This window comes from Paenibacillus sp. FSL R5-0908 (assembly GCF_038006245.1).
Lineage (GTDB): Bacteria > Bacillota > Bacilli > Paenibacillales > Paenibacillaceae > Paenibacillus_AQ > Paenibacillus_AQ odorifer.
In genome coordinates this window covers 2,648,156-2,668,599 of sequence record NZ_JBBOUV010000001.1, presented here as the reverse complement: position 1 = coordinate 2,668,599, position 20,444 = coordinate 2,648,156, and the positions used below count along the sequence as shown (strand labels likewise).

The following is a 20,444-nucleotide window of genomic DNA, read 5'->3' as shown; positions in this document are numbered from 1 at the left end:
CAGATTGTAAAGTCTGTAGGAGACTACAAGGTCAAGTTAAGAATCCATTTTTAAAATTTCGAGCGTGGACTGTACACCTGGGTGTTTATCTGTGGCTAACAAATTTTTTCTCAAATCTGCGAGGGCTGTTAGTTTTATTTCCTGTTTTGCAATTTCACCACGAACTCGATCCATTTTCTTATCCACAACAGTTACAAAATCATCTATGCTAATGCCGCTGCTTTCAGATTTAGTGAGTGCCTTCTTAATTTCCTTTAAAGTGAAACCACACAATTTAGCATTATGTATAAAAACAAGTCGGCTAAGCACCTCATCCGAATAAAGACGATAACCAGCTTCTGAACGTAAGGGAGTGCTAATTAATCCGAGCTCTTCATAATACCTTAACGTCTCCATTCACATTCGCCATTTTAGCAATTTGGCCTCGCAAGTACTCTGGCATAATCAGCGCCCCCTTATAATCCCCTACATTATACCAAATCCAGAGGCAGCAGAGGACATCAAAGAAGCATCAAGGGACAGCAAAAGAACGTCAACAAGTAACTAAGCTCCCTTTTAAAAACTCCTTATTCACGCACAAAAAAAACGACATTTCTGCCGTTTTCTCATTAATCATTTCCCAATTCACTACACTTCACTTCGAACTGCATTTTTCTGTATAAGCGAAATCTGTCCGGCATGAATGCCTGTATGATACATAAGTCTGCCTATCGCTTCAAGCGGTGTAGATGTGCCAAAAGCCGACTCCACACTCACATGCCATGCTTCTTCCGGAAGCTCCTGCATCGCAGCAGTTAGATTCTCATTAGAAACAGTCAGCAGATCAACAAGTTCACTCAATGTAGAATATGCCGCCTTGTCGCCTTGAGGATTAGGTTTTCCAAAAAACCACTCTGCGAACATAAACTCAACCTCCGCATTATGCTGAATTAATCCCCCAATCGTAGAGTTCCCTAGCTTAAGGTTAAGATCTTCTTCCGGCAATGCCTTCACCATTTTATGAAATCGCTCTTGCACCGCTTGCCAGATTGGCAACACTGAAGTGAAAGTCATAGATTATTTGCTCCCTTGTACAGTGGCTTCTTCATCTTTTTTCTTGTCGATCACCACATGGTTGAACAGGTTCGCATCTACGTCGATGTCAAAGGCCAAGCCAAAACCAACAACATAACGACCTTGGACAGGTGTCAATTCAAACAATGAAAAATCCAATCCACGCAGCAAATTCACCATTGCCACCCCATGATCAGCATTAAACAATTCAAAGATCTCCTCATGCCCGTCATTCCCGATATTGCTTGAAGTGCAATTCCACCGCACACGTTCCGTTGCAAATTTATTATTCGTCGCAGACTCATCTGCAATTAGAAGCGCATCTACAAACTCGTTGTTTTCCATATATCTGTAATGCTCGGCGATCTTACTAATGTAGATATACAGCTTGCCTTCATGCTTAACAAAAGGAGCATAGCTGATAAAAGGTTTTCCTTCGTCATCAATCAAGCTCAAAATCAGATTTTTACGATTCGCAATAAATTGCAAATAGTTTTCTTTATTTTTCTCTACATCTACAGGCTTCTTCATTATAAAATCCCTCCATTAATAGGTTATGTAATCTAGCCACGAATCTAGCGAACGGTACTTAGCAAATGAATACGAGGTTTCGTCTCTGTAGGAACATATTGAACTTCGGCATCCATTCGGTATATATCCCGGATCATATCGGTTGTCATAACTTCATTTGGTGTACCATACATCGCCTTTTCACCCGCCTGCACCACAACAATACTATCACTATAGGTAGAGGCTTGATTGAGGTCATGTAATACCATCACGACAGTCATTCCCATCCCTTGATTTAGCTCACGTACTAGCTCAAGAACTTCATGCTGATGCGAAATATCCAAGTAAGTGGTGGGTTCGTCAAGCAACATAACCAAAGGACGCTGCGCCAAGGCCATAGCAATCCAAGCACGCTGTGATTCACCACCGGATAACGAGGAAACTGCTCGATCCTTATAATCCTTTAAATGTGTCTTCTCCAGTGCCCAGTGGACAATGTCCATATCCTCATGATTTAATTTTTCGAACCATTTTTTATGTGGATACCTTCCATAGGAGACGAGATCAATCACGGTCATATCATTTGGTGCTTGGTTCTTCTGGCTCAGCATACACATTTTTCGAGCGACTTGTTTGGCAGTCATGGATTTTAGATCCGTACCATCGAGTGTGACCGCACCCGTATGATATGGGATTAGTCGTGATACCGCCTTAAGCAATGTAGATTTACCTGAGCCGTTCGGTCCTATAATCGAGACGATTTCACCCTTTTTTACGGAAAAAGAGAAGTTGTTAATAATGTTTTTCTGCTCATACCGAATCGAAATAGAGTCGACAGTAAACATGTTAGAACGCCTTCTTTCTCATCAGGTATAGAAAATAAGGTCCACCGATCACCGCCATAAGGATACCCGCAGGAATATCTAAAGGTGCAAATAAGGTACGTCCACCTGTATCTGCTATCAACAATACCAATGCACCAAGTCCCATACTCATCGGCAAAAGAAATTTATAGTCTGAACCCACCAACAATCGAGCCATATGTGGCACAACAAGCCCTACAAAGCCAATCATCCCAATAGCTGCTACAGAGATAGCCGCTAGAAATACTGCCAGCAAGGAAAGTAGAATACGAATTCGGTCCACATTTTCACCTAAATTCGAAGCTACCTGATCCCCTAAACGTATAATATTCGCCTTGCGGATCGCGAAAAAGGATAAGATCCAGCCTGCTATGGCATACGGGAAAACCATCATCAAGGCATTGTTCCCTTTAGCAGCCAGACTGCCGTTTAACCATTGGACCGCTGCCGGAAGTCTGTCACTGTACATGATGGTCAGGAGTCCTATTACCCCCCCGCAAAGAGCATTCACAGCAACTCCTGATAAAATAATAGTGATGGGCGAAATGCCGGTTCTTCTCCACGCTAATGCATATACAATCCCTGCAGCGATTAGTCCACCCACAAAAGCCGCAATTGGAATGAACTCCGTATATTGTGGGGCTGCAAGCATAATGACAAGCACACATGCAGCTGCTCCACTCGTTACACCGGTCAATCCTGGATCAGCAAGTGGGTTGCCCATCACGGCTTGCAGAAGAGCACCCGAAACCGCGATATTTGCCCCAATGATCATCGCCAGTAATACACGCGGCAAACGAATATCCCATATGATGGTCGCATTCACCGCTTTTGCCGCTGAACCAAAGATCGTGCTTAGGATGTCTGGTATAGAAATGTATACTGAGCCTAGTCCAATCGCAATTATAGCGGCAACGAACGCAAGTGCTAACGTTACAATAACAATAATTCTGCTACGAGATGTATTTATCACTTGCTGTCTCCTTTAATTATTCATAGAAGTATTTTGCAATTTCCGTTAAGGCTGTTTCCGCGTTAATAATCGAAGTGACACCGAAAACGCTGTAATCTAGAATGTTGATTTTGTTATTTGCATAAGCCGAGAGCTTTGTCCAAGTTTCATTTTTCTCTATTTCTTTTTTGAACTTATCCTCTGTCGCTCCGTGGTCGCCTGAAGCGAGTACGAGAATGATGTCTGGATCAGCGGCTACAATGTTCTCCATATTGATAGGTGAGTAAGTGTCAGTAACTTGCAATACAGAAGTTGCGATGTTATCAGCACCAAGCTTTTTAACCAAGCTACCTAAATAAGATTTCTCACTCATGACCATAAAGGAATCTGCGGTTCCGATTACGAGCAGCACGCTTGGCAGTTCTTTGCCTTCTGCTAATTGACTCAGCTCATTTTCTTTGTCCAAAATCTTAGTTAAAGCAGCATTCATTTCATCTTTTTTATTAAAATAAGTGCCTAATACTTTGAGGCTAAGCTTTAGATCCTCGAATGATTCTGTTCTCAAATATGCTTTTTGTAGGTCGATTCCTTCTAGCGATTTGTCTAACGTGCTGCGAAGTGATTCCGCTCCCAGCAGCAAGTCCGGTTCGAGTTTGGTTACTACTTCCAGATCCGGCGCCATAGGTGATCCAATACGATCAATTGTTTCGAAATCAGCAGGGATTGGATTCGTTGAAGTTGGTACACCTACCGGAGTTATGCCGAGCAAATAAAGCATTTCTGTTAACGGTACAGAAGTTGTTACAATACGCTCCGGTGCTGTGGCAGGGAATTGGCTTAAGGCTTCGTTGAACAACGTTTCATCCACACCATCATTCTCCAGACTGTACACCTTGCCGGCTGCTTCCGATGTATTCGCTACTTCTGTTGTATTTGCCGCATTTGCTTCTTTAGATTCATTAGCAGTTGTATTCGTTACTGCTTCATTTTTTGGATTGTCCGCTGTATTTGTAGACGAACATGCAGTCATTGCCGTAAGCGCTGCAATAACCAGGAGTACTAATAATTTTTTCAAAATCTATCCCTCCAAATATGTATATTTATACGTTTCATGTAGTGATAATGATTTTCATTTTCACTCATCGATTCCTATGATAATCGTTATCAATAAGAAGTGTCAAGAATTTTATTTTAATTTTAAATAAGAAGGATTTTCCTTATTGTCCGTTGAAGCCAACTAGCATTTCTAATAAAAAAGCCACGCCCTATGGGCGTGACTTCAAATAGTGGTGTATGAGATCCAAGCGTTAGTCAGTAGCTCCTGTATTTAAAACCCCATAATGAATAAGGTCTACAAACTCATTTTCTTTATAAATATGCTGTAACAAAACGCCTTCTTTCAGCATGCCAGATTTTTGCATAACCCGACCCGAACCAGGATTTGTAGCAAAGAATCTGGCATACACTTTGTGATAATGTTTTTCTGTAAAAGCAAAATTAATGACCGCTTTTGTTGCTTCTGTAGCATATCCATTACCCCAGTGTTCCTCACCTATCCAATATCCAAGCTCGCCGTTTCTGTGTGTCCGGTTATTTCTCAGTCCTATAGCACCATACAGCTCGTTTGTATTTTTATCAGTAATAGCGAATTCATATGAATTATCCTTATTGAACTCATCTTCATGTGTTTCAATCCATGATAACGCACATTCAATGGGGTATGGATAAGGTAAAGTTAATGTACTTTTGTAAACATTATAATTATTGCAGAGCTCACTGACACGCTGTGCATCAGACAATGCAAAAGGTCTTAAAATCAATCTTTCAGTAGTAATTGTTCTCTTCTCTGGATTGTACAATGGTATCCCCCCATTAATCTAAATATTATAAAACAAATACAAGCCAGATAAACAAAAAACTTGGCCACCACTGCTTACCCGCTTTCACAAACAGCCAGCCAAACACCAAAGAAAAAGCAGTAATATACAAGCCGCTTTGCAGACCATGTGTCAAATGACCTAATCCCCAAGTCAGCATTAAACCTATTCCGCCATAAGGAAGAGAAGGATTCTTAAACCATACTTCTCCTGCACGCTGCATTAGCGCAACCAATAGTACAACTAGTACAGCTTCCACAATGTAATATATGTTTTGAACCAAGGCAACCCATATGCCCATAAAACCATGTTCTAACTTAAAGTTTTCATATTCTCTATAAATCTGTGGAATGCTCTCCCCATTAATCCAAAATTCCAGCACTGCGAACAAAAAACTTGATATAAAAGCTACAATTAACAAAGGAATGACCTTAGAGCTCCAACGCAAAGATATAACCTGTTCAATCAACTTCCTCTTCCTGAACCAAAGTAGAAACATCATAGCTCCAACTGTCCACAATAGGGTGACTATGCTCCAATGAACAACTAGTACGTACCAAGGGCTGACAAAAAAGTCATCTATATTAAACAAATCCCCCCATAACCATTGATCTAATCCCATGATGAACATATCCATTCCTAACATTAAAAACACAAGCAGTCCTAATAAAAAATATTGAATACCTGATATATTCCCTTTTTGTTTCATGAAACCTCTCACCCGCCTTATATATTGTCCATTTTTGTACTATATTCCCAAAATTATGATGCTGAAAGTATGGCATCCCCTCAATCTGTTTGTCTGTAACAAATCACTCACTTGAATCATTGTTAGAAAAATAAAAAAAACAGCACGCATCGATATAAAATCGACACATGCTGTTTACTATCAGGACTTGTCCAAACTAGAATCTAGCCACAAAAAATTCGCGGTCTGCGGGAACGTTAAAACTTCTTATAGTAGCTCCACTCTCATCTCTCAAAGTGAGAAGATAAGGTACCGATGTTAAGGTACTAATTGTTGGGAATCTAACTACACCAAATTCGTCAAAATCAGCAGTTACTGTTGTAGTCCCAGCTCTTAATGAAGCTGTCCACCCCGTAGTATCTTTAGGTGTACCCGTTGCATTTGTACCAATAGCAACAACAATAAATCTATCCAGGGTCTGTCTAATTCTCCGTTTCTTTCTCGTAGGAGCTGCTTTCGCTTTTTTAGCCGCGAGAACTTTGCTAGCCATAACTGCTTTCTTGTTAACTGGTTTCTTAATCATTGCCATTTACTTCACCACTTTCTTTTTAGGATACGTTAGTAAATGCAAGAATCGTAAGGTTTGACCTCTCTTTCACCTACAAATCTGAAAATATGTTAAATCCTAGTTTCATAGTTTCGTGTCCACTAGCTCTGCAGTGCATATAATACCTTCAAGAGGTGATTCATTACTAATGAACGGTCAAAAATGGCTAGAGAAATATCATTCGAAAATGCACCATTCCTTGAGAAAAAGAGTTCAACGTTCCTATCTTCCAGGACATAAAGCGAATACCATTCCCGTTATCATTAAATTCAAACAAAAAATAACTACAGCCCAGCTACAGTCTTTACAAAACCATTTAAAATCCCACGACTTTCCGATCAGACATCATCTTCACCTGCTTAATTCGATATCATCCAAAGTTTCAAAAAGCTGCTTGAACCGGATGTGCCGCTGGGATGGAATCGAGAAAATTTATTTGGATCAAGTCAAAAAAACATCCCTTAATATAGCCACACCATCCATTGGTTCTACAACCGCTCAAAAGAAAAAGGGGCTTACCGGAAAAGGAATAAACATTGCGATTCTTGATACAGGGGTGTATCGGCACCCTGACCTGTTTCGCCCTGTTAACCGTATAGTTGCTTTTAAAGATTTTATCAATCATAGAAAACAGCCCTATGACGATAACGGCCATGGAACTCATATCGCAGGGGATGCAGCAGGCAACGGATGGATGAGTAAAGGAAAATACAAAAGCCCTGCTCCAGAGGCAGGGATAGTAGGTGTCAAAGTATTAGATAAAAATGGCGATGGATATGACTCTACAATCATTAAAGGAATTGAATGGTGTATTACGAATCGGAGAAGACTTCATCTTCGTATTCTTTCGATGTCATTTGGGGGTAAGGTGAATCTTCCTTGTTCAGATGATCCACTCTGCCAAGCTGTAGAAAAAGCAATTAAAGCCGGACTGAACGTTGTAATAGCAGCTGGAAACAGCGGACCGGGACGCAGTACGATCGAATCACCAGGAATTAGTCCTTCAGCAATTACTGTCGGTGCAGTGGATGACCGTCGCACGCTCACGCAAGCGGACGACCGAATCACTTGGTTCTCCAGTCGTGGACCCGCACCGGGAGGAAGGAAGAAACCAGATCTCGTTGCTCCAGGCGAGACGATCATCTCCCTTCGTGCTCCACGATCCAAGCTGGATCGCGAGCTTCCTTATTTGCGGATAGCTAAAGATTACTTTGTGCTGTCCGGTACCAGTGTCTCAACACCTATCGTCTCAGGAGTGGTCGCGCAATTACTCCAGAAGAACCCTTCTCTTACGCCTAAGCAAGTAAAATCCATACTAAAAAAGAACACGTTTCGCCTTAAACTAAGTCCTAACACAGCAGGATGCGGTGAGATCAATGCGCGGTTTCTATCGTAAATCCGCTTCTTTTTTAAAGGCAGTAATGACGGAAACCGACAATTCCTCTGTAAATATACCTGTAGGCTCTATTTCTAATAAAGCTGATTTCAAATCATCTTCAAAACATTCTAAGTTACCTCTAAATAATCGCTTAGAAGCATAAGACGTAGAATACAAATTTCCTAGTATTGAATCAACAGTCCATGTGATGGAATAACTCGGTAATACCCGTCTTTCAACGTCTTTAAAACTGGATCGCTTTACAACATCCTCATGTTTTTCTTGGGGATGTTTATATGTACCTTTTCCGGCTATTCTTTCGTCACCCAACCAGCGTTTCACTACTTCCTCTACCTTTTGTTTCCAAGGTAACGGTTCTTGTTGTTCATTAAAAGTATCAATTACAGCAATACCGCCGTTATCATCTAAACTATGATAGAGAATTTCAAGAATGGATTCTCGGTCCATCCAGTGAAACGCCTTAGCCATCATAATTAGACGAAAGGAACCCCAGTTATTGGATAGTTCTTCCCCTCTCCCCTGTTGCCAGCTAACATTCTCAACCCTGTTGTACTGTGATAACAGCTTTGCTTCATCTAGCATCTCTAGTTCAGTATCTACGCCAATGATTTCTTCGAACCAATCCGCGAACCTTAGCGCTAACTGCCCAGTACCACACCCTAAGTCTAGCAACCGGCCTTCTCCGTGAAGTGAGAATTTGTCCACTAGATATCGAATCAGTGAGGACGGATATAGCGGGCGATATCTGGTGTAATAGCTTGCAGTATCTTTGAACAGATCCGGTCCATAATCATTCATAGCTGAACTCCCCCTTCTTTTTTACCAAGGACAAAATCATAGCAGATATGTTATGCAAATAAAAGGCTATCCAGAGCATTCCGGGCAGCCTTTTATTTATGTGGATATAGCCCAAAATAATTAAAAATATTGACAATTAACTTCGTTGCATATATGGTTAATTACATAACTAACTAACCAATGAAGTTGGCGGTGAATACATGGGAAACTTAATGGATGATACACGACCGATATTTATGCAGATCGCCGAACGAATAGAAAATGACATCATCGAAGAAGCACTGCTGGAGGAATCACAAGTTCCTTCGACAAATCAGTTTGCTGTTTTCTACCAGATCAATCCGGCTACAGCTGCGAAAGGTGTGAATTTGCTTGTGGATCAAGGGATATTGTACAAAAAACGAGGAATCGGTATGTTTGTAGCTTCTGGAGCGCGTACAGTATTGATGGAGAAGAGAAAAGAACAATTTTATGAACAGTATGTAGTAACCATGATCCGTGAAGCTGAAAAATTAGGAATTACGTTGGATCAATTAACGATTATGATTCAGAGGGGAGACAACAAGTCATGAATGAAGTTGTTGAAATCAAAGGATTAACTAAGTCATACGGAAATGTCACTGCCATCCATGAACTCAGTTTTTCTTTGGAGAAAAACAAGATATACGGGCTTCTCGGCAGAAACGGTGCAGGAAAAACCACAATAATGCATATGATCACAGCTCAGCTTTTCCCCACAAGTGGTGTCCTGAACGTATTTGGTGAACATCCATACGAGAATAACCGGGTTCTCAGGCAGATTTGCTTCATTAAGGAAAGCCAAAGGTATCCGGACACGTACCGAATCATCGATGTACTGGAGGTATCCGAATTATTTTTTCCAAACTTTGATCGGGAATATGCTCACTCTTTAATCAAGGATTTCAATCTGCCCTTAAAAAGAAGAATAAAAAAGCTATCCCGAGGTATGCTCTCGGCTGTAGGAATTGTAGTAGGTCTAGCCAGCCGTGCTCCGCTTACCATTTTTGACGAACCCTATTTAGGACTTGATGCTGTAGCTAGAAGCCTGTTTTACGATCGCCTAATTGAAGATTATGCTGAAAATCCACGCACAGTTGTTTTGTCCACCCATTTGATCGATGAGGTAAGTCAGCTTTTAGAGCATGTTATCGTCATCGACAACGGCAAGCTAATAATTAACGAAGATGCTGAAACTCTTCGCGGGCAAGCTGTTACGGTAATCGGCGCGACAGCGAAGATCGAAGATTTTATCGACGGCAAACAAGTCATCTCCCGCGAGTCTTTTGGCGGATTGCTTACAGCCACCATTATCGGCTTCAACGTGAAGGATCAAGCACATGCTGAAAAGTTAGGCTTAGAAATCTCACCTGTATCTTTACAGCAATTAATTGTTCATCTCACAAATAAAAAATCTCTAGGAAAGGAAGTGACCGTGTAATGAATCCTACGGCAGGTATGTTAAAAATGCATTTCAGAGATAAGTGGTTATGGTTGTATACGCCTTGGGTAATCTTGTTATCCAGCTTCTTGGTAAATGTCATCGTCGCTTCTTTCATCCAAGAACCAATCTATACCGGCGGTCTCGTCTCTATCTTCATTTATATGTTAATCACCGGTATACTCATTTTGGTGCAGACCTTCCCTTTTGCTCTGGGCTTAAGCCAACGAAGAACGGATTATTTCATAGGCACTTCCTTAATGGCTATTATAACTAGCACCACCTACTCAATTCTCCTCTACCTGCTCGCAATCATTGAAAGCAAGCTTACGGGTGGCTGGGGTTTGGAACTACATTATTTTCATTTGCCCTTTTTAAATGATGGTAATGCCATGGAACAGCTGTGGATGTATTTTGTGCTCTTTCTTAATATGTTTTTTCTGGGGCTAATGATATCCAGCATCTTCCGGAGATTTGGCCGAAGCGGTTTGTTCATTTTCTCAGGGGTTACGTTTATCCTGTGCAGTCTAGGTGTATTGTTAATGACCTATAATCAGTGGTGGGTAGACCTCTTCAACTGGTTTGCTGGATATACCGCATTTGAACTTGCCTTGTGGTCCATGCCTTTGACAGTCGTGTACGCTCTTTTATCGTTTTTGATGCTGCGTAGAGCAACAGTGTAATTCATTATCCTATAAAAAACAGGTGTGTCCCAATAGCCATACAATGGTTGCTGGGTGCACCTGTTTTCTTTCGTTGCTTAGACTTTGATCTAGACAACAAACTTTATTGGATTCGAGCATAGTTGCGCGTGCGATGGTGCTATCGGATTCTGCGGGGCGAGTAGCTTAGAAGCAAACACAGTGTCGCTATTGCAGATATCGACGGGTCGAAACACAGATTAGTATTTCGCTAATCAGCGCGTCCGAAGGCTCTATCGGACTACTGACCTTTTTCGTGGCTTAAAGCACATTTGGATTTTATCGAGCCAGCTGACCTTATTCGTAGCATTAGAGCACATTTGGATTTTATCGAGCCAGCTGACCTTATCCGTGGTTTTAGAGCACATTTGGATTCTATCGGACCCAGCTGACCTTATTCGTGGCTTTAGAGCACATTTGGATTCCTATCGGACCCCACAGTCGCTATTGGCATAAAAAACGCCGAATTCATTCCTTTTTCCATACAATAGCTGCACTGGGGTCCGAAACTATGCTCAAAAAGCGATAAATGAGCAAATAGCTTCATCTGAGTCCGTTGGCCTCAGGTGATGATGACTCGGTGGTACGAGTAGCATAGAAGCAAAATACAAATTAGTTTTTATCCAATCTGCGCGTGGAGAGACGCTACCGGACTCCGCTGACCTTATTTGTAGCATTCGAGCACATTTAGATTTCTATCGGGCCAACTGACTTTATTCGCAGCTTAGAGCACATTTAGATTTCTATCGGACCCAGCTGACCTTATTCGTGGCTTTAGAGCACATTTGGGTTCCTATCGGACCCCACAGTCGCTATTGGTATAAAAAACGCCGAATTCGTTCCTTTTTCCACGCAATAGCTGCACTGGGGTCCGATACTATGCTCAAAAAGCGATAAATGAGCAAATAGCTTCATCTGAGTCCGTTAGCCTCAGGTGATGATGATGACTACACAGGGCGAGTAACGTAGAGGTAAAACACTAATTAGTATTTCCCCAATCTGCGCGTGGAAAGACGCTATCGGACTCCGCTGACCTTATTCGTAGCATTCAAGCACATTTAGATTTCTATCGGGCCAACTGACCTTATTCGTAGCATTAGAGCACATTTAGATTTCTACCGGGCCAGCTGACCTTATTCGTGGCTTTAGAGTACATTTAGATTTTATCGAGCCAGCTGACCTTATTCATGGTTTTAGAGCACATTTGGATTCTATCGGACACCACTGACCTTATTCGTAGCATTAGAGCAAATTCGGATTTTCATCGGACCCCACAGTCGCTATTGGTATAAAAAATGCCGAATTCGTTCCTTTTTCCACGCAATAGCTGCACTGGAGTCCGAAACTATGCTCAAAAAGCGATAAATGAGCAAATAGCTTCATCTGAGTCCGTAAGCCTCAGGAGATGTTTCTTAAAGATTTCTTTCGCTTAAGCACTACCGTCTGCTGAAAAACATAAAAAAAGGATTATAAAACTGCTGCTAGAGCAGTTCTATAATCCTTCTTAGCTATGCGGTCAAGAGGACTCGAACCTCCACGATATTGCTACCACTGGCACCTGAAGCCAGCGCGTCTGCCAATTCCGCCATGACCGCGTATTATAATGACTCGCTTATTGCGGTCACAAGATAGATCATACCACGCTGAGAATCCAACGTCAATATATTTTCGCCGTTTTCTTATCATCCATTAATTTATGGATAATTATTGCTTTTGTTGGCCAATATAAGGTATAATGAGAACAAAAGTTCGCATAATATAAATGAGGTGATTTATAATGGCGACTACAAAGCTAAACACATCCATTATTGATGAAGAAGTAACTAAAGAAGAACTGTCCCTGGTCAGAAGCTATTTGCTGCTAACGTTTATTCATAAAGTTTTCGAACGTGACTGCCGTGTAATCAGTAGAAGCGGCCTGTTTAAGACCCCTCAGCTATATATGGAGCTCGTATCTGGTGCCACAAAGAAGACGTCACTAATGCTTCAAGAGGTTACGCGCGAGCTGAGCTCCCATGATTTGAAGATTACTACCGTTCGCCAAGATCAGCGAGGAGTCGAAGCATTATATTCCTGCAGAGGATTTCAAGGAGAGATGAATATATTATGGCCAGGCTTCCGTCGAGAAATGATGTTGCGCATGCGCGCGTATCTCGGACTGTCCACAGAACTCTCCATACTCTCCAGAGAAGAGAATGCGTCTGAACTAGCTCTAACTATATAATCCCCAAATGACATTACAGAAACAGCTCCCGCCCAGTAGGGCGAGGAGCTGTTTTGTATTATGAAGATTATTACTGCGGAAATTATTACTGTGAAGATTATATATTATCCGGATCTTGTCTTGGTTCACTAAATGGCTGGAATATATAATTGCGATCCAGCTTCACTACTCGTCTATTCTGACGACGTATCATCACCTGAGAATCATCCCAAGCAAGAACTATCCCTTTAACATCGTTACTTTCCAAGCCATCGCGCACTACACGAATTTTCTCACCGGAAATCCGGTAGGCATCCAATTGCTCATCGCTAATCATCATTAATCCCTCCTGTCATAGCTTGTCCTATTTAGTCTCAGAAAAAAGACCCAAATGATAAATCATCTGGGTCTCATGTAGGCAATTAACGACTTGCATGTCTACTAAAGCATTCTTATATCAGCGCTTCATTCTTCTCAAACCAGAAGTCAAGAACTTTAGCGGACATCACACGTTGCTCCAGATACTCCACTTGGTTAGTTGTGAATTTCTCCCTCCACGGGAAGGATAACTCTTCGCACAATCCTTTGATTGTCAGAAGCTCTGACCAGGCTACATAGCGTTTGTACCAAAAAAACTGAGGATGTTCAATCATATAGGGATACAGATCGTCGAATTCCGTGTGTTTGCAATCCAGCGCACGCTCGAAATGATCCTTGGCCTCGGTTAATTTATCAATAAAAAATTGTTCAGTCACCGGTTCTTTCCCCATTGTGACGCCTCCTCCCTATGTCTAATTTTTATTATAAAGGAAAATCCATAGGGTGAAAAGCAGTTGTTTAAAAAATAGGCCTGTTCTTATTGCCAATTAGGTTATTCCCCAAATTCGATGGTGCCTCCATTTAGAGAGGTAATTCTTACGAGTGACTCCAGACGAATGCCTTGCTCTCTGATCGTCCGAGCCCCTGCCTGAAAGCTTTTTTCTACTACAACACCAAGACCAACTAGCTCAGCGCCAGAACGTTGAATGATCTTAATCAATCCACGCGCCGCATCACCATTGGCAATAATATCATCAATAAAGAGGATTTTATCCTCTGGAGAGATGAACTGGCGAGACAACATAATATCGGTAACGATTCCTTTTGTAAAGGATGGAACTCTTTCGCAAAGCGCATCCGGATCAGCTAACAGAGTTTTTTTGCGGCGTGCAAAAACTAGCGGCACCTTTAATTCATACGCGGTGGCAAATGCCACGGCAATGCCCGAGGATTCAACGGTCACAATACGAGTAATTCCTGAATCCGCAAACCTCCCGGCAAACTCCCGTCCCATTTCCATCGTAAGCTGTGGATCAACCTGATGATTTAGCAGTGCATCCAGCTTCAGCACCTCATCCGAAACGACGACACCTTCTTCCAAAATCCGCTGTTTCAACACTTCCATGACTTTGAACCTCCAATACCCTTTATAATCGCAGACATTCCGTACAAATTAATCACTGATCATAAAGCAATTACGACGGAAGTCATGTCCTACTGATCCTCATCATAACCTGTACTATACAGAGTACACAAGGTTATCCTGCACAGCACTCGTTATGAATTTTCTTTAGCTTCGTAAAACTATTAGGAGGGGAGCCATGAAATCACATGTCCGAACATTACAGATCGCTTTCACTTATATTGGCACCATTGTAGGAGCCGGATTCGCCACCGGACAGGAAATATTAAAATTTTTCACACGTTACGGGCACTGGGCAGTCCTGACCATCCTGCTCTCAACTATATTGTTCATATGGCTGGGTACAAAAATGATGGTCATTGCTCGGCGAATAGAAGCGGAATCCTATGAAGACTTTAACCGTCACCTCTTTGGGGAACAGGTTGGAAGCACCATCAGTTTGTTCACGATGGTCGTCCTGATCGGTGTAAACAGTATTATGCTTGCAGGAGCCGGCGCTATTTTTCAGGAGCATCTCGGACTTCAATATCAGACTGGACTACTTATCACATTGCTTGGTTCATACTTTCTGCTAAAACGAGGGATTTCCGGTATTCTGCAAATGAACAGTATTGTAGTTCCTTTAATGCTTACTCTGTCACTCATCATTATTTTTAATACTTTTCAAATTCCGGGAGCTGGACGGTTCCTGTTCCTTGATAACGATCGCTCTCTCTTTGGTGCATGGATGTCACCGCTGCTCTACACCGCCTTTAATTTAGGGATGGCACAAGCTGTTTTAGTCCCTATGGCTCGTCACACAGAGGAAGAAAAGTCCCTTGTATGGGGCGGTATTATTGGGGGTACCGGGATTGGTTTTATGTTGATCGCCGCACATTTCGCAATGAGCTCACAGATGCCAGGGATTCTCAAGTTTGAAATTCCGATGGGCAGCATCGCCGTCCGGTTGGGTACTGTAGTGCAAACTATATATCTGCTGCTGATCTTTTTGGAGATCTTCAGCACTTTTGTCGCCGATATTTATGGAGTAGCTGTACAGCTTAAGCAACGGCTTCCCCTATCAACTGCACTAATCACGCCACTTCTGATGCTGGTCTGCTATTTACTGAGCCAGTTTGGCTTTAGTTCACTGCTCTCCGTGTTCTACCCAATCTTTGGAGGTTTATCACTGGTCTGGGCTGTCAAGCTGCTGCGAACGCCATGGTCCTCTCCACCAGGAGATAATACCTTATCGAACTCAAAGGAGAAGGGGAACAGTCTCGTATCTGTAAAACCAATCACCCGAACTACACGGAAATAACCGCTGCTGTAGGAATCATACGTGCTGCCGCTTCCGCCACATGCTTGTGACAGGTCATCATCACAATCTGGCGGGAGATCGACAGTTCTCCAAGAAGTCCAAGCGCAGCATGAAGACGAGACTCGTCAAAGTTAACGAAGAGATCATCGAATAACAGCGGCAGCGATACTTGCCGTGACATGGTCTCTGCCAGTGCCAGCCGGATGGCAAGATACAGCTGTTCTGCCGTCCCTCGGCTGAGCAGTCCACTGTCCAGTAGTCCCCCGTCCTTGTGTTCAGCTTTCAGCTCTTTATGCCCTAGTGTCATAACAACCCTTTTATATTCCCCTTCCGTCAGCTTGGAGAAATAGTCTGAGGCAAGCAGTAATACCTGTGGCTGCTTCTCCTGCTCATACACACGGCGAGTTCGCCCGATTAGTTCGGCAGTTATCGCTGCCACTGCATATTTATCAGCCACGATCCGCAAGGCTGCTCTCTGCTCTTCCAGTTGCTGAATAACGGAATCCTCCACGCAGCGCTCCTTCAGATACTCCCTTTCCTGAAGCAGCTTGCCTCGTTGCTCCAGCAGGGTGTTCCAACCCTCTTCCTGCTGTTCCATCAACTCTTCAGCCAATGACCGCTCCAGCTGCAATGCTTCTGCATCATGATGATTTAATAGTTCCAGCAGAGCAGCAACCCGCATCTCCTCCCAACCACCGAACATAGCAAGCTCCCACTGGCGAATCGATTTATTCAGATCACTGCGCCGCTGCACAGCTGCTGACCTGCGTAAGAAATCCTCTCCACCACTCGCCCCGCCTTCCTGTATCAGAAGCTCACGCTGTTCTCTCAGCTCACCTAATATCCTGTGGCTCTCCTTAAGTTCTTCATCCACATCCTGCAATCTTGACTGCATAGTTTCCCGGCGAATCAAGTCCTTTTTCAGATCATCCCATGCTCTTTTTCGCAGTTCCAGCCAGCTTAGTAGGGTTAATGCAGATACTCGTTTCCCCTCTTGCGGATCTATTTCAAAGCCAGCTGCTGCTACACCAGACTCGTCGCTAAGATCAGCACCGGACTCATAAATAAGAGCAAGCAGCTCCTCCTCAAACACGTTACATTCTGCTTCCAGCTCCTTCAATCGTAAGGAAAGTTTATTCTCTTGGCGCAGCAGCTCATTCCCTTGTTCAACCATAGCAAAAATATCCGGCAGCCCTTCAGGAGATAATCCTTCTGGCAGCCTGCGTTGGCGAAGCCATTCTTCATATTGCTCTGCAGTTTCCGTGAATGCCGCCTCCGCCCGGTACATTTCTTCAGCGAGCAGCTTCTCTTGGCCTGCCAGCGTCTCCAGCTCCGTGCGGCAGGCATCACGCTCGGCGGCATAGCGTTCGATGCGCTGCCGCCAAGCTGACCAAGCCTCCATGAGTCTGCGAAGCTCCCTCATAGAGGCCTCCAGCCCGCCTGCGTCAGGGCTGGACCCCGGGGCGGCCGTCCGCCGCCCCGGCACAACGCTCTCCGGCTCCGCCCCGGAGAGCAGCTGCCCCGCAGCCGCAGCATCTCGGCTGCGGCTGCGCTGACGTCCCCGCCATGCTCTGGCGGGGACGCTTCCGGCCGGCGCGCTCCGCGCAAGCCGGCCCAAAGGGCCAGATCGGCCGCACACAGCAGGCCGATCGCAAGCACGGCGCTGGCTGGCGGAGCACCGGTCAGCCACAGCGCTGCGGGGAGCAGCACGGTTAGTGCTGCCCCAGCCCACAGCAGGCGCCGGTAGAGCGCGGCCATGCGCTTCGCGCCAAGGCCGTCACTTCCGGCGCCGCGCGCTGGCCCTTCGCTGAGCTGCGCTTCGCGCCAGCGTTCGGCCGCCTGCTGCAGCTCGTCCCACAGCTGCAGCACTTCACGGGCGCTGCGGGGAGCCAGCTGCGCAAAAGATTCCGCGCCGGTAGCATGCTCACGCGCCAGCGCCCGTTCTGCTGCTTGGAGCGACGCTGTGGCAGCGGCCAAACGGGATCGCAACGACTGCCGCGTTGCACCCTCCGCCTCCATGCGGCGGTCATAACTAGCGAACACCGCCGCAAACTTCCGTGCAGCTTCACGATCCGCTGCTGTACCGGAGAATGAAGTCAGCTCTGCAGGGCCCCAGCTCACATCAATGCCGCGCAGAATTCGCCGCAAATGCTCATTCAGCGCTGTTAATTCTCCCTCAAGCCGCTGTCTTTCCGTTCTACGGTTCTCGTAACTGCTCCGATGCCGGTCCAGCCGCTCCAAAGCAGGCCCCTGCGCTGCTAATACTTCATCTGGAGGGTTCTTTGCCAGTTCAATAATAAGCTCGCTTAGAAGACGTTCATAACGTACTACTGCTCCCTGTGCATTACGAATTTCTCCTTCAAACGCCTGAAAGCGAGTTGCTCCTTCTTCAGGAAAGGCTGAAATCAATGGCAATCCTTGCAGCTCTAGCTGAGCCTCGCTCCACTTTAGCCACAGCTCACGGACTTCCTGTGCTTTTCGAAACATCACTAGCTGCTCTCCAGTGAGCTTGCGCTGTTGTTCCAATTCATCTAGCTCCGACTCCGTTGCCCTAAATGCAACTATATTATCGTTATATCGCGGAAGATAAGAACGGCTCTCAACCATTTGTCGCTCAAGCTTTTCTATGGCTTGCACAACTTTTGCTGCTTCTTGCAGCTTGCCACGAGGTTTGTACAGCTTCTCAGCTTCCTGCACCAAACGGCGTTCCGCACGCATGATTGCACCGCCACCGCCCATACCTGCATGAAAAAGAAAGCTGCTCATCTCCTCAGATTGAAGGGCAGCAAGCTCCTGCAGCTCGTCCAGTGAAACTGCGAACAATTGCTGGAACATACTCCTAGAGATCCCCCCAAGTAAATGTCGTTCCATTTCAGCTTGTCCCAGCTCTTGAGTCGTTTCATTTGGATGATTTACTGTAATGTTCAGCTTTTCATTTCTTCCTGATCCCTCAGCACCTGAAGCAAAACGGCGAATGGTCCACAAACCTTCATTACTGTCACGTATCTTCAAGGTTCCCCCATGCAATCCGCCTTGCATAGGTTCATACCTTTCCAAGGGATTTCCACGGCTTGGAATTCCAAACAGCATAGAGCGTATGAATTGCAGTGTCGTACTTTTTCCAGCTTCATTACGCCCATAAAGTACGGTCACTCCCTGCGTTAAATGAATCTCTCGATTGTGAAGACGCCCGAAGCCATTGATATGCAAATGTTCAATTCTCATCGTTTTGCCCTCCGGATTGTTGATACGAAAGACTTTCCGCCGCTTCAACAGTATCATCCATCTCACCAAGCATCGTGATTCCCTGCTCTGCTGCACCACGTAGCCAGCTCAACTTCTCTTCTTGACTAGTCATAGACAACAGCTTTCGCAGCTCCTGATTCTCCAATAACGGTTTGAGCGCACTATTTAATAGTTCTTCGAGCGCTTCCGGGGAATGTTCCGTATGCTCTGCAATGCGCAGCATTTCTCCAAGAAAACTATCTTCTTCCAATAAGCGTTGGCGATCAATAGCTAAGCCGGACTCGATGGCGAACCCTTCGGTCCAGACAAGCCCTTTGTAATCTTTACGCTCAGCCCTAATCGCCTCACGGCGCTGGAGTTCAGACAGCAGATCCTCTGCTGCCCCTTTTTCAGCCAATACTTTATGTACGTCCCCTCGCCCACTCAGACGAAATCTGACCACCGACATGAGCTCCGGGAGCTCCGCGCGGATGTCTTCAATAACCCGCTCCACTTTCTGTATCCATTCTGCTTCATTGCTTAACCCTTCTATAGATAAGTCTCTAACCTGCCAGCGGACGAAATCCAGTTCATGAAATTGCAGAGTGGATCTTCCAGCCTCATCTACATCCACAATATAACAACCTTTAGCTCCGGTTTCCTTAATGCTGCGCCCTTGTATATTGCCTGGATACACAATCACAGGCTTCTCATGCAGCACACTACGTTTATGAATATGTCCAAGCGCCCAATACTCAAACCCCCGTTCGATAAGGTCCCTACGACTGCAAGGAGAATAGGTCTCATGCAGCAAATCACCATCTACATTGCCATGCAGCATCGCAATATGAAACAGGCGGCTGCCAGGTTTACGAGAAAAGGTTACAGCAGTGTTGTTCGTCACTTTCGCCGTTGGATAAGAGATTCCACTAACGATGGCAACTTCTTGGCCATCTATACGGCGGTAAGCTGTAGCGTGTTCCGGCTTCTCTCCGCCAAATACGGTAACATGCTTTGGCATTTCCGTTGTCAGACGCAGTCCGTCAAGCGGATCGTGGTTGCCATGAATCAGGAACACGTTAATCCCATGCTCACCGAGTTCTTTGAGCGCTTCCTGAAATCGCAGCTGTCCCTGTAATGAAGCATCTGAAACATCGTATACATCTCCACTAATGACAATAAAATCAACGTTCTCTTGGATCGCAACGCGGACAAGCCGCCCGAGGGCGGCAAAGGTAGACTCACGTAAATAAGCACGAATGGCTGGCGAAATATGCGCCAGCCCGGCAAAACGGCTATCCAGATGTAAATCAGCAGTATGCAGAAAGCGAAATGGTATCATAGCTG

At 44.6% G+C, this 20,444-nt stretch carries 22 protein-coding genes and 1 tRNA gene; 6 read left to right on the top strand and 17 right to left on the bottom strand.

Translation table 11 applies throughout. From position 1 onward, the window contains the following. Nucleotides 1-36: 36 nt before the first annotated feature. The 9 genes from MKZ09_RS11650 to MKZ09_RS11610 form a co-directional block, all read right to left on the bottom strand. Nucleotides 37-396, bottom strand: coding sequence for a MerR family transcriptional regulator (locus MKZ09_RS11650; protein WP_076204699.1), 360 nt, complete (start codon nt 394-396; stop codon nt 37-39). A 231-nt stretch (nt 397-627) separates the two neighbouring features. After that, a complete protein-coding gene (locus tag MKZ09_RS11645; RefSeq protein ID WP_076204702.1) occupies nt 628-1,053 on the bottom strand; it encodes a DinB family protein in 426 nt (141 codons plus the stop codon). A gap of 3 nt (nt 1,054-1,056) precedes the next feature. After that, the gene (locus MKZ09_RS11640; protein WP_076133580.1) at nt 1,057-1,584 is read right to left on the bottom strand and encodes a HugZ family pyridoxamine 5'-phosphate oxidase; all 528 of its coding nucleotides are present in this window, start codon (nt 1,582-1,584) and stop codon (nt 1,057-1,059) included. 44 nt (nt 1,585-1,628) lie between these two features. Next, complete coding sequence (locus MKZ09_RS11635; protein ID WP_076204705.1) at nt 1,629-2,408, bottom strand: ABC transporter ATP-binding protein; 780 nt, start codon at nt 2,406-2,408, stop codon at nt 1,629-1,631. A 1-nt stretch (nt 2,409) separates the two neighbouring features. Next, entirely contained in the window at nt 2,410-3,399 is a 990-nt protein-coding gene (locus tag MKZ09_RS11630) for a FecCD family ABC transporter permease (RefSeq protein ID WP_076204710.1), read from the bottom strand. 16 nt (nt 3,400-3,415) lie between these two features. Then, entirely contained in the window at nt 3,416-4,453 is a 1,038-nt protein-coding gene (locus MKZ09_RS11625; RefSeq protein WP_081394267.1) for an ABC transporter substrate-binding protein, read from the bottom strand. Between the two features lie 232 nt (nt 4,454-4,685). Then, nucleotides 4,686-5,237, bottom strand: coding sequence for a GNAT family N-acetyltransferase (locus MKZ09_RS11620; protein ID WP_076204713.1), 552 nt, complete (start codon nt 5,235-5,237; stop codon nt 4,686-4,688). A gap of 25 nt (nt 5,238-5,262) precedes the next feature. Continuing rightward, complete coding sequence (locus MKZ09_RS11615; protein WP_076133585.1) at nt 5,263-5,964, bottom strand: hypothetical protein; 702 nt, start codon at nt 5,962-5,964, stop codon at nt 5,263-5,265. A gap of 196 nt (nt 5,965-6,160) precedes the next feature. Next, on the bottom strand, nt 6,161-6,532 hold the full coding sequence (locus MKZ09_RS11610; RefSeq protein ID WP_076133586.1) for a hypothetical protein: 372 nt from the start codon (nt 6,530-6,532) through the stop codon (nt 6,161-6,163). Nucleotides 6,533-6,698: 166 nt separating this feature from the next. Here MKZ09_RS11610 and MKZ09_RS11605 point away from each other — a divergent pair, with 166 nt between their 5' ends. Beyond that, the gene (locus MKZ09_RS11605) at nt 6,699-7,946 is read left to right on the top strand and encodes a S8 family peptidase (protein WP_076204717.1); all 1,248 of its coding nucleotides are present in this window, start codon (nt 6,699-6,701) and stop codon (nt 7,944-7,946) included. Here MKZ09_RS11605 and MKZ09_RS11600 read toward each other — a convergent pair. Further along, a complete protein-coding gene (locus MKZ09_RS11600; RefSeq protein ID WP_076204720.1) occupies nt 7,938-8,747 on the bottom strand; it encodes a class I SAM-dependent methyltransferase in 810 nt (269 codons plus the stop codon). The two genes, MKZ09_RS11605 and MKZ09_RS11600, sit on opposite strands and share 9 nt — an antisense overlap. Nucleotides 8,748-8,947: 200 nt before the next feature. On the opposite strand from MKZ09_RS11600, the gene MKZ09_RS11595 reads away from it, so the two are divergent. From MKZ09_RS11595 to MKZ09_RS11585, 3 genes are read left to right on the top strand one after another with little or no spacing between them, the layout of a single operon-like run. Then, complete coding sequence (locus tag MKZ09_RS11595) at nt 8,948-9,319, top strand: GntR family transcriptional regulator (RefSeq protein WP_076204724.1); 372 nt, start codon at nt 8,948-8,950, stop codon at nt 9,317-9,319. Continuing rightward, complete coding sequence (locus MKZ09_RS11590; RefSeq protein ID WP_076204727.1) at nt 9,316-10,206, top strand: ABC transporter ATP-binding protein; 891 nt, start codon at nt 9,316-9,318, stop codon at nt 10,204-10,206. The genes MKZ09_RS11595 and MKZ09_RS11590 overlap by 4 nt, the downstream gene beginning before the upstream one ends. Beyond that, nucleotides 10,206-10,889 carry a hypothetical protein gene (locus tag MKZ09_RS11585; protein ID WP_076204731.1) on the top strand — a complete coding sequence of 228 codons (684 nt, stop codon included), beginning with the start codon at nt 10,206-10,208 and terminating at the stop codon, nt 10,887-10,889. The genes MKZ09_RS11590 and MKZ09_RS11585 overlap by 1 nt, the downstream gene beginning before the upstream one ends. 1,529 nt (nt 10,890-12,418) lie before the next feature. On the opposite strand, the gene MKZ09_RS11580 is transcribed toward MKZ09_RS11585, so the two are convergent. Further along, nucleotides 12,419-12,502, bottom strand: a tRNA-Leu gene (locus tag MKZ09_RS11580). A gap of 182 nt (nt 12,503-12,684) precedes the next feature. Between MKZ09_RS11580 and MKZ09_RS11575 the strand changes: the two genes are divergently transcribed. After that, entirely contained in the window at nt 12,685-13,131 is a 447-nt protein-coding gene (locus MKZ09_RS11575) for a hypothetical protein (RefSeq protein WP_051491615.1), read from the top strand. 97 nt (nt 13,132-13,228) lie between these two features. Here MKZ09_RS11575 and MKZ09_RS11570 read toward each other — a convergent pair whose 3' ends face one another. The 3 genes from MKZ09_RS11570 to MKZ09_RS11560 form a co-directional block, all read right to left on the bottom strand. Next, nucleotides 13,229-13,447: a hypothetical protein gene (locus MKZ09_RS11570; RefSeq protein ID WP_076186635.1), complete on the bottom strand. Its 219-nt coding sequence runs from the start codon at nt 13,445-13,447 to the stop codon at nt 13,229-13,231. A 115-nt stretch (nt 13,448-13,562) separates the two neighbouring features. Beyond that, nucleotides 13,563-13,880, bottom strand: coding sequence for a hypothetical protein (locus tag MKZ09_RS11565; protein WP_036689410.1), 318 nt, complete (start codon nt 13,878-13,880; stop codon nt 13,563-13,565). A 101-nt stretch (nt 13,881-13,981) separates the two neighbouring features. Next, nucleotides 13,982-14,554 carry a xanthine phosphoribosyltransferase gene (locus MKZ09_RS11560; protein WP_038569895.1) on the bottom strand — a complete coding sequence of 191 codons (573 nt, stop codon included), beginning with the start codon at nt 14,552-14,554 and terminating at the stop codon, nt 13,982-13,984. A 196-nt stretch (nt 14,555-14,750) separates the two neighbouring features. Here MKZ09_RS11560 and MKZ09_RS11555 point away from each other — a divergent pair, with 196 nt between their 5' ends. After that, on the top strand, nt 14,751-15,872 hold the full coding sequence (locus MKZ09_RS11555) for a YkvI family membrane protein (protein WP_076204734.1): 1,122 nt from the start codon (nt 14,751-14,753) through the stop codon (nt 15,870-15,872). On the opposite strand, the gene MKZ09_RS11550 is transcribed toward MKZ09_RS11555, so the two are convergent. Genes MKZ09_RS11550 through MKZ09_RS11540 form a run of 3 tightly spaced genes read right to left on the bottom strand, consistent with a single transcriptional unit; the run spans nt 15,859 to nt 20,439 of the window. After that, a complete protein-coding gene (locus MKZ09_RS11550) occupies nt 15,859-17,295 on the bottom strand; it encodes an ATP-binding protein (RefSeq protein WP_341040830.1) in 1,437 nt (478 codons plus the stop codon). The two genes, MKZ09_RS11555 and MKZ09_RS11550, sit on opposite strands and share 14 nt — an antisense overlap. Continuing rightward, on the bottom strand, nt 17,292-19,097 hold the full coding sequence (locus MKZ09_RS11545; protein WP_341040829.1) for an AAA family ATPase: 1,806 nt from the start codon (nt 19,095-19,097) through the stop codon (nt 17,292-17,294). Before MKZ09_RS11545 ends, MKZ09_RS11550 begins: the two co-directional genes overlap by 4 nt. Next, complete coding sequence (locus MKZ09_RS11540) at nt 19,087-20,439, bottom strand: metallophosphoesterase family protein (protein WP_076133595.1); 1,353 nt, start codon at nt 20,437-20,439, stop codon at nt 19,087-19,089. The genes MKZ09_RS11545 and MKZ09_RS11540 overlap by 11 nt, the downstream gene beginning before the upstream one ends. Nucleotides 20,440-20,444: the final 5 nt, after the last annotated feature.

Excerpts from the sequence above, each read along its gene's own strand:
- MKZ09_RS11650 (WP_076204699.1), bottom strand. The coding sequence starts at position 396 with ATGGAGACGTTAAGGTATTATGAAGAGCTCGGATTAATTAGCACTCCC.
- MKZ09_RS11645 (WP_076204702.1), bottom strand. The coding sequence starts at position 1,053 with ATGACTTTCACTTCAGTGTTGCCAATCTGGCAAGCGGTGCAAGAGCGA.
- MKZ09_RS11640 (WP_076133580.1), bottom strand. The coding sequence starts at position 1,584 with ATGAAGAAGCCTGTAGATGTAGAGAAAAATAAAGAAAACTATTTGCAA.
- MKZ09_RS11635 (WP_076204705.1), bottom strand. The coding sequence starts at position 2,408 with ATGTTTACTGTCGACTCTATTTCGATTCGGTATGAGCAGAAAAACATT.
- MKZ09_RS11615 (WP_076133585.1), bottom strand. The coding sequence starts at position 5,964 with ATGAAACAAAAAGGGAATATATCAGGTATTCAATATTTTTTATTAGGA.
- MKZ09_RS11610 (WP_076133586.1), bottom strand. The coding sequence starts at position 6,532 with ATGGCAATGATTAAGAAACCAGTTAACAAGAAAGCAGTTATGGCTAGC.
- MKZ09_RS11605 (WP_076204717.1), top strand. The coding sequence starts at position 6,699 with ATGAACGGTCAAAAATGGCTAGAGAAATATCATTCGAAAATGCACCAT.
- MKZ09_RS11600 (WP_076204720.1), bottom strand. The coding sequence starts at position 8,747 with ATGAATGATTATGGACCGGATCTGTTCAAAGATACTGCAAGCTATTAC.
- MKZ09_RS11595 (WP_076204724.1), top strand. The coding sequence starts at position 8,948 with ATGGGAAACTTAATGGATGATACACGACCGATATTTATGCAGATCGCC.
- MKZ09_RS11590 (WP_076204727.1), top strand. The coding sequence starts at position 9,316 with ATGAATGAAGTTGTTGAAATCAAAGGATTAACTAAGTCATACGGAAAT.
- MKZ09_RS11585 (WP_076204731.1), top strand. The coding sequence starts at position 10,206 with ATGAATCCTACGGCAGGTATGTTAAAAATGCATTTCAGAGATAAGTGG.
- MKZ09_RS11575 (WP_051491615.1), top strand. The coding sequence starts at position 12,685 with ATGGCGACTACAAAGCTAAACACATCCATTATTGATGAAGAAGTAACT.
- MKZ09_RS11570 (WP_076186635.1), bottom strand. The coding sequence starts at position 13,447 with ATGATTAGCGATGAGCAATTGGATGCCTACCGGATTTCCGGTGAGAAA.
- MKZ09_RS11565 (WP_036689410.1), bottom strand. The coding sequence starts at position 13,880 with ATGGGGAAAGAACCGGTGACTGAACAATTTTTTATTGATAAATTAACC.
- MKZ09_RS11560 (WP_038569895.1), bottom strand. The coding sequence starts at position 14,554 with ATGGAAGTGTTGAAACAGCGGATTTTGGAAGAAGGTGTCGTCGTTTCG.
- MKZ09_RS11555 (WP_076204734.1), top strand. The coding sequence starts at position 14,751 with ATGAAATCACATGTCCGAACATTACAGATCGCTTTCACTTATATTGGC.
- MKZ09_RS11550 (WP_341040830.1), bottom strand. The coding sequence starts at position 17,295 with ATGAGGGAGCTTCGCAGACTCATGGAGGCTTGGTCAGCTTGGCGGCAG.
- MKZ09_RS11545 (WP_341040829.1), bottom strand. The coding sequence starts at position 19,097 with ATGAGAATTGAACATTTGCATATCAATGGCTTCGGGCGTCTTCACAAT.
- MKZ09_RS11540 (WP_076133595.1), bottom strand. The coding sequence starts at position 20,439 with ATGATACCATTTCGCTTTCTGCATACTGCTGATTTACATCTGGATAGC.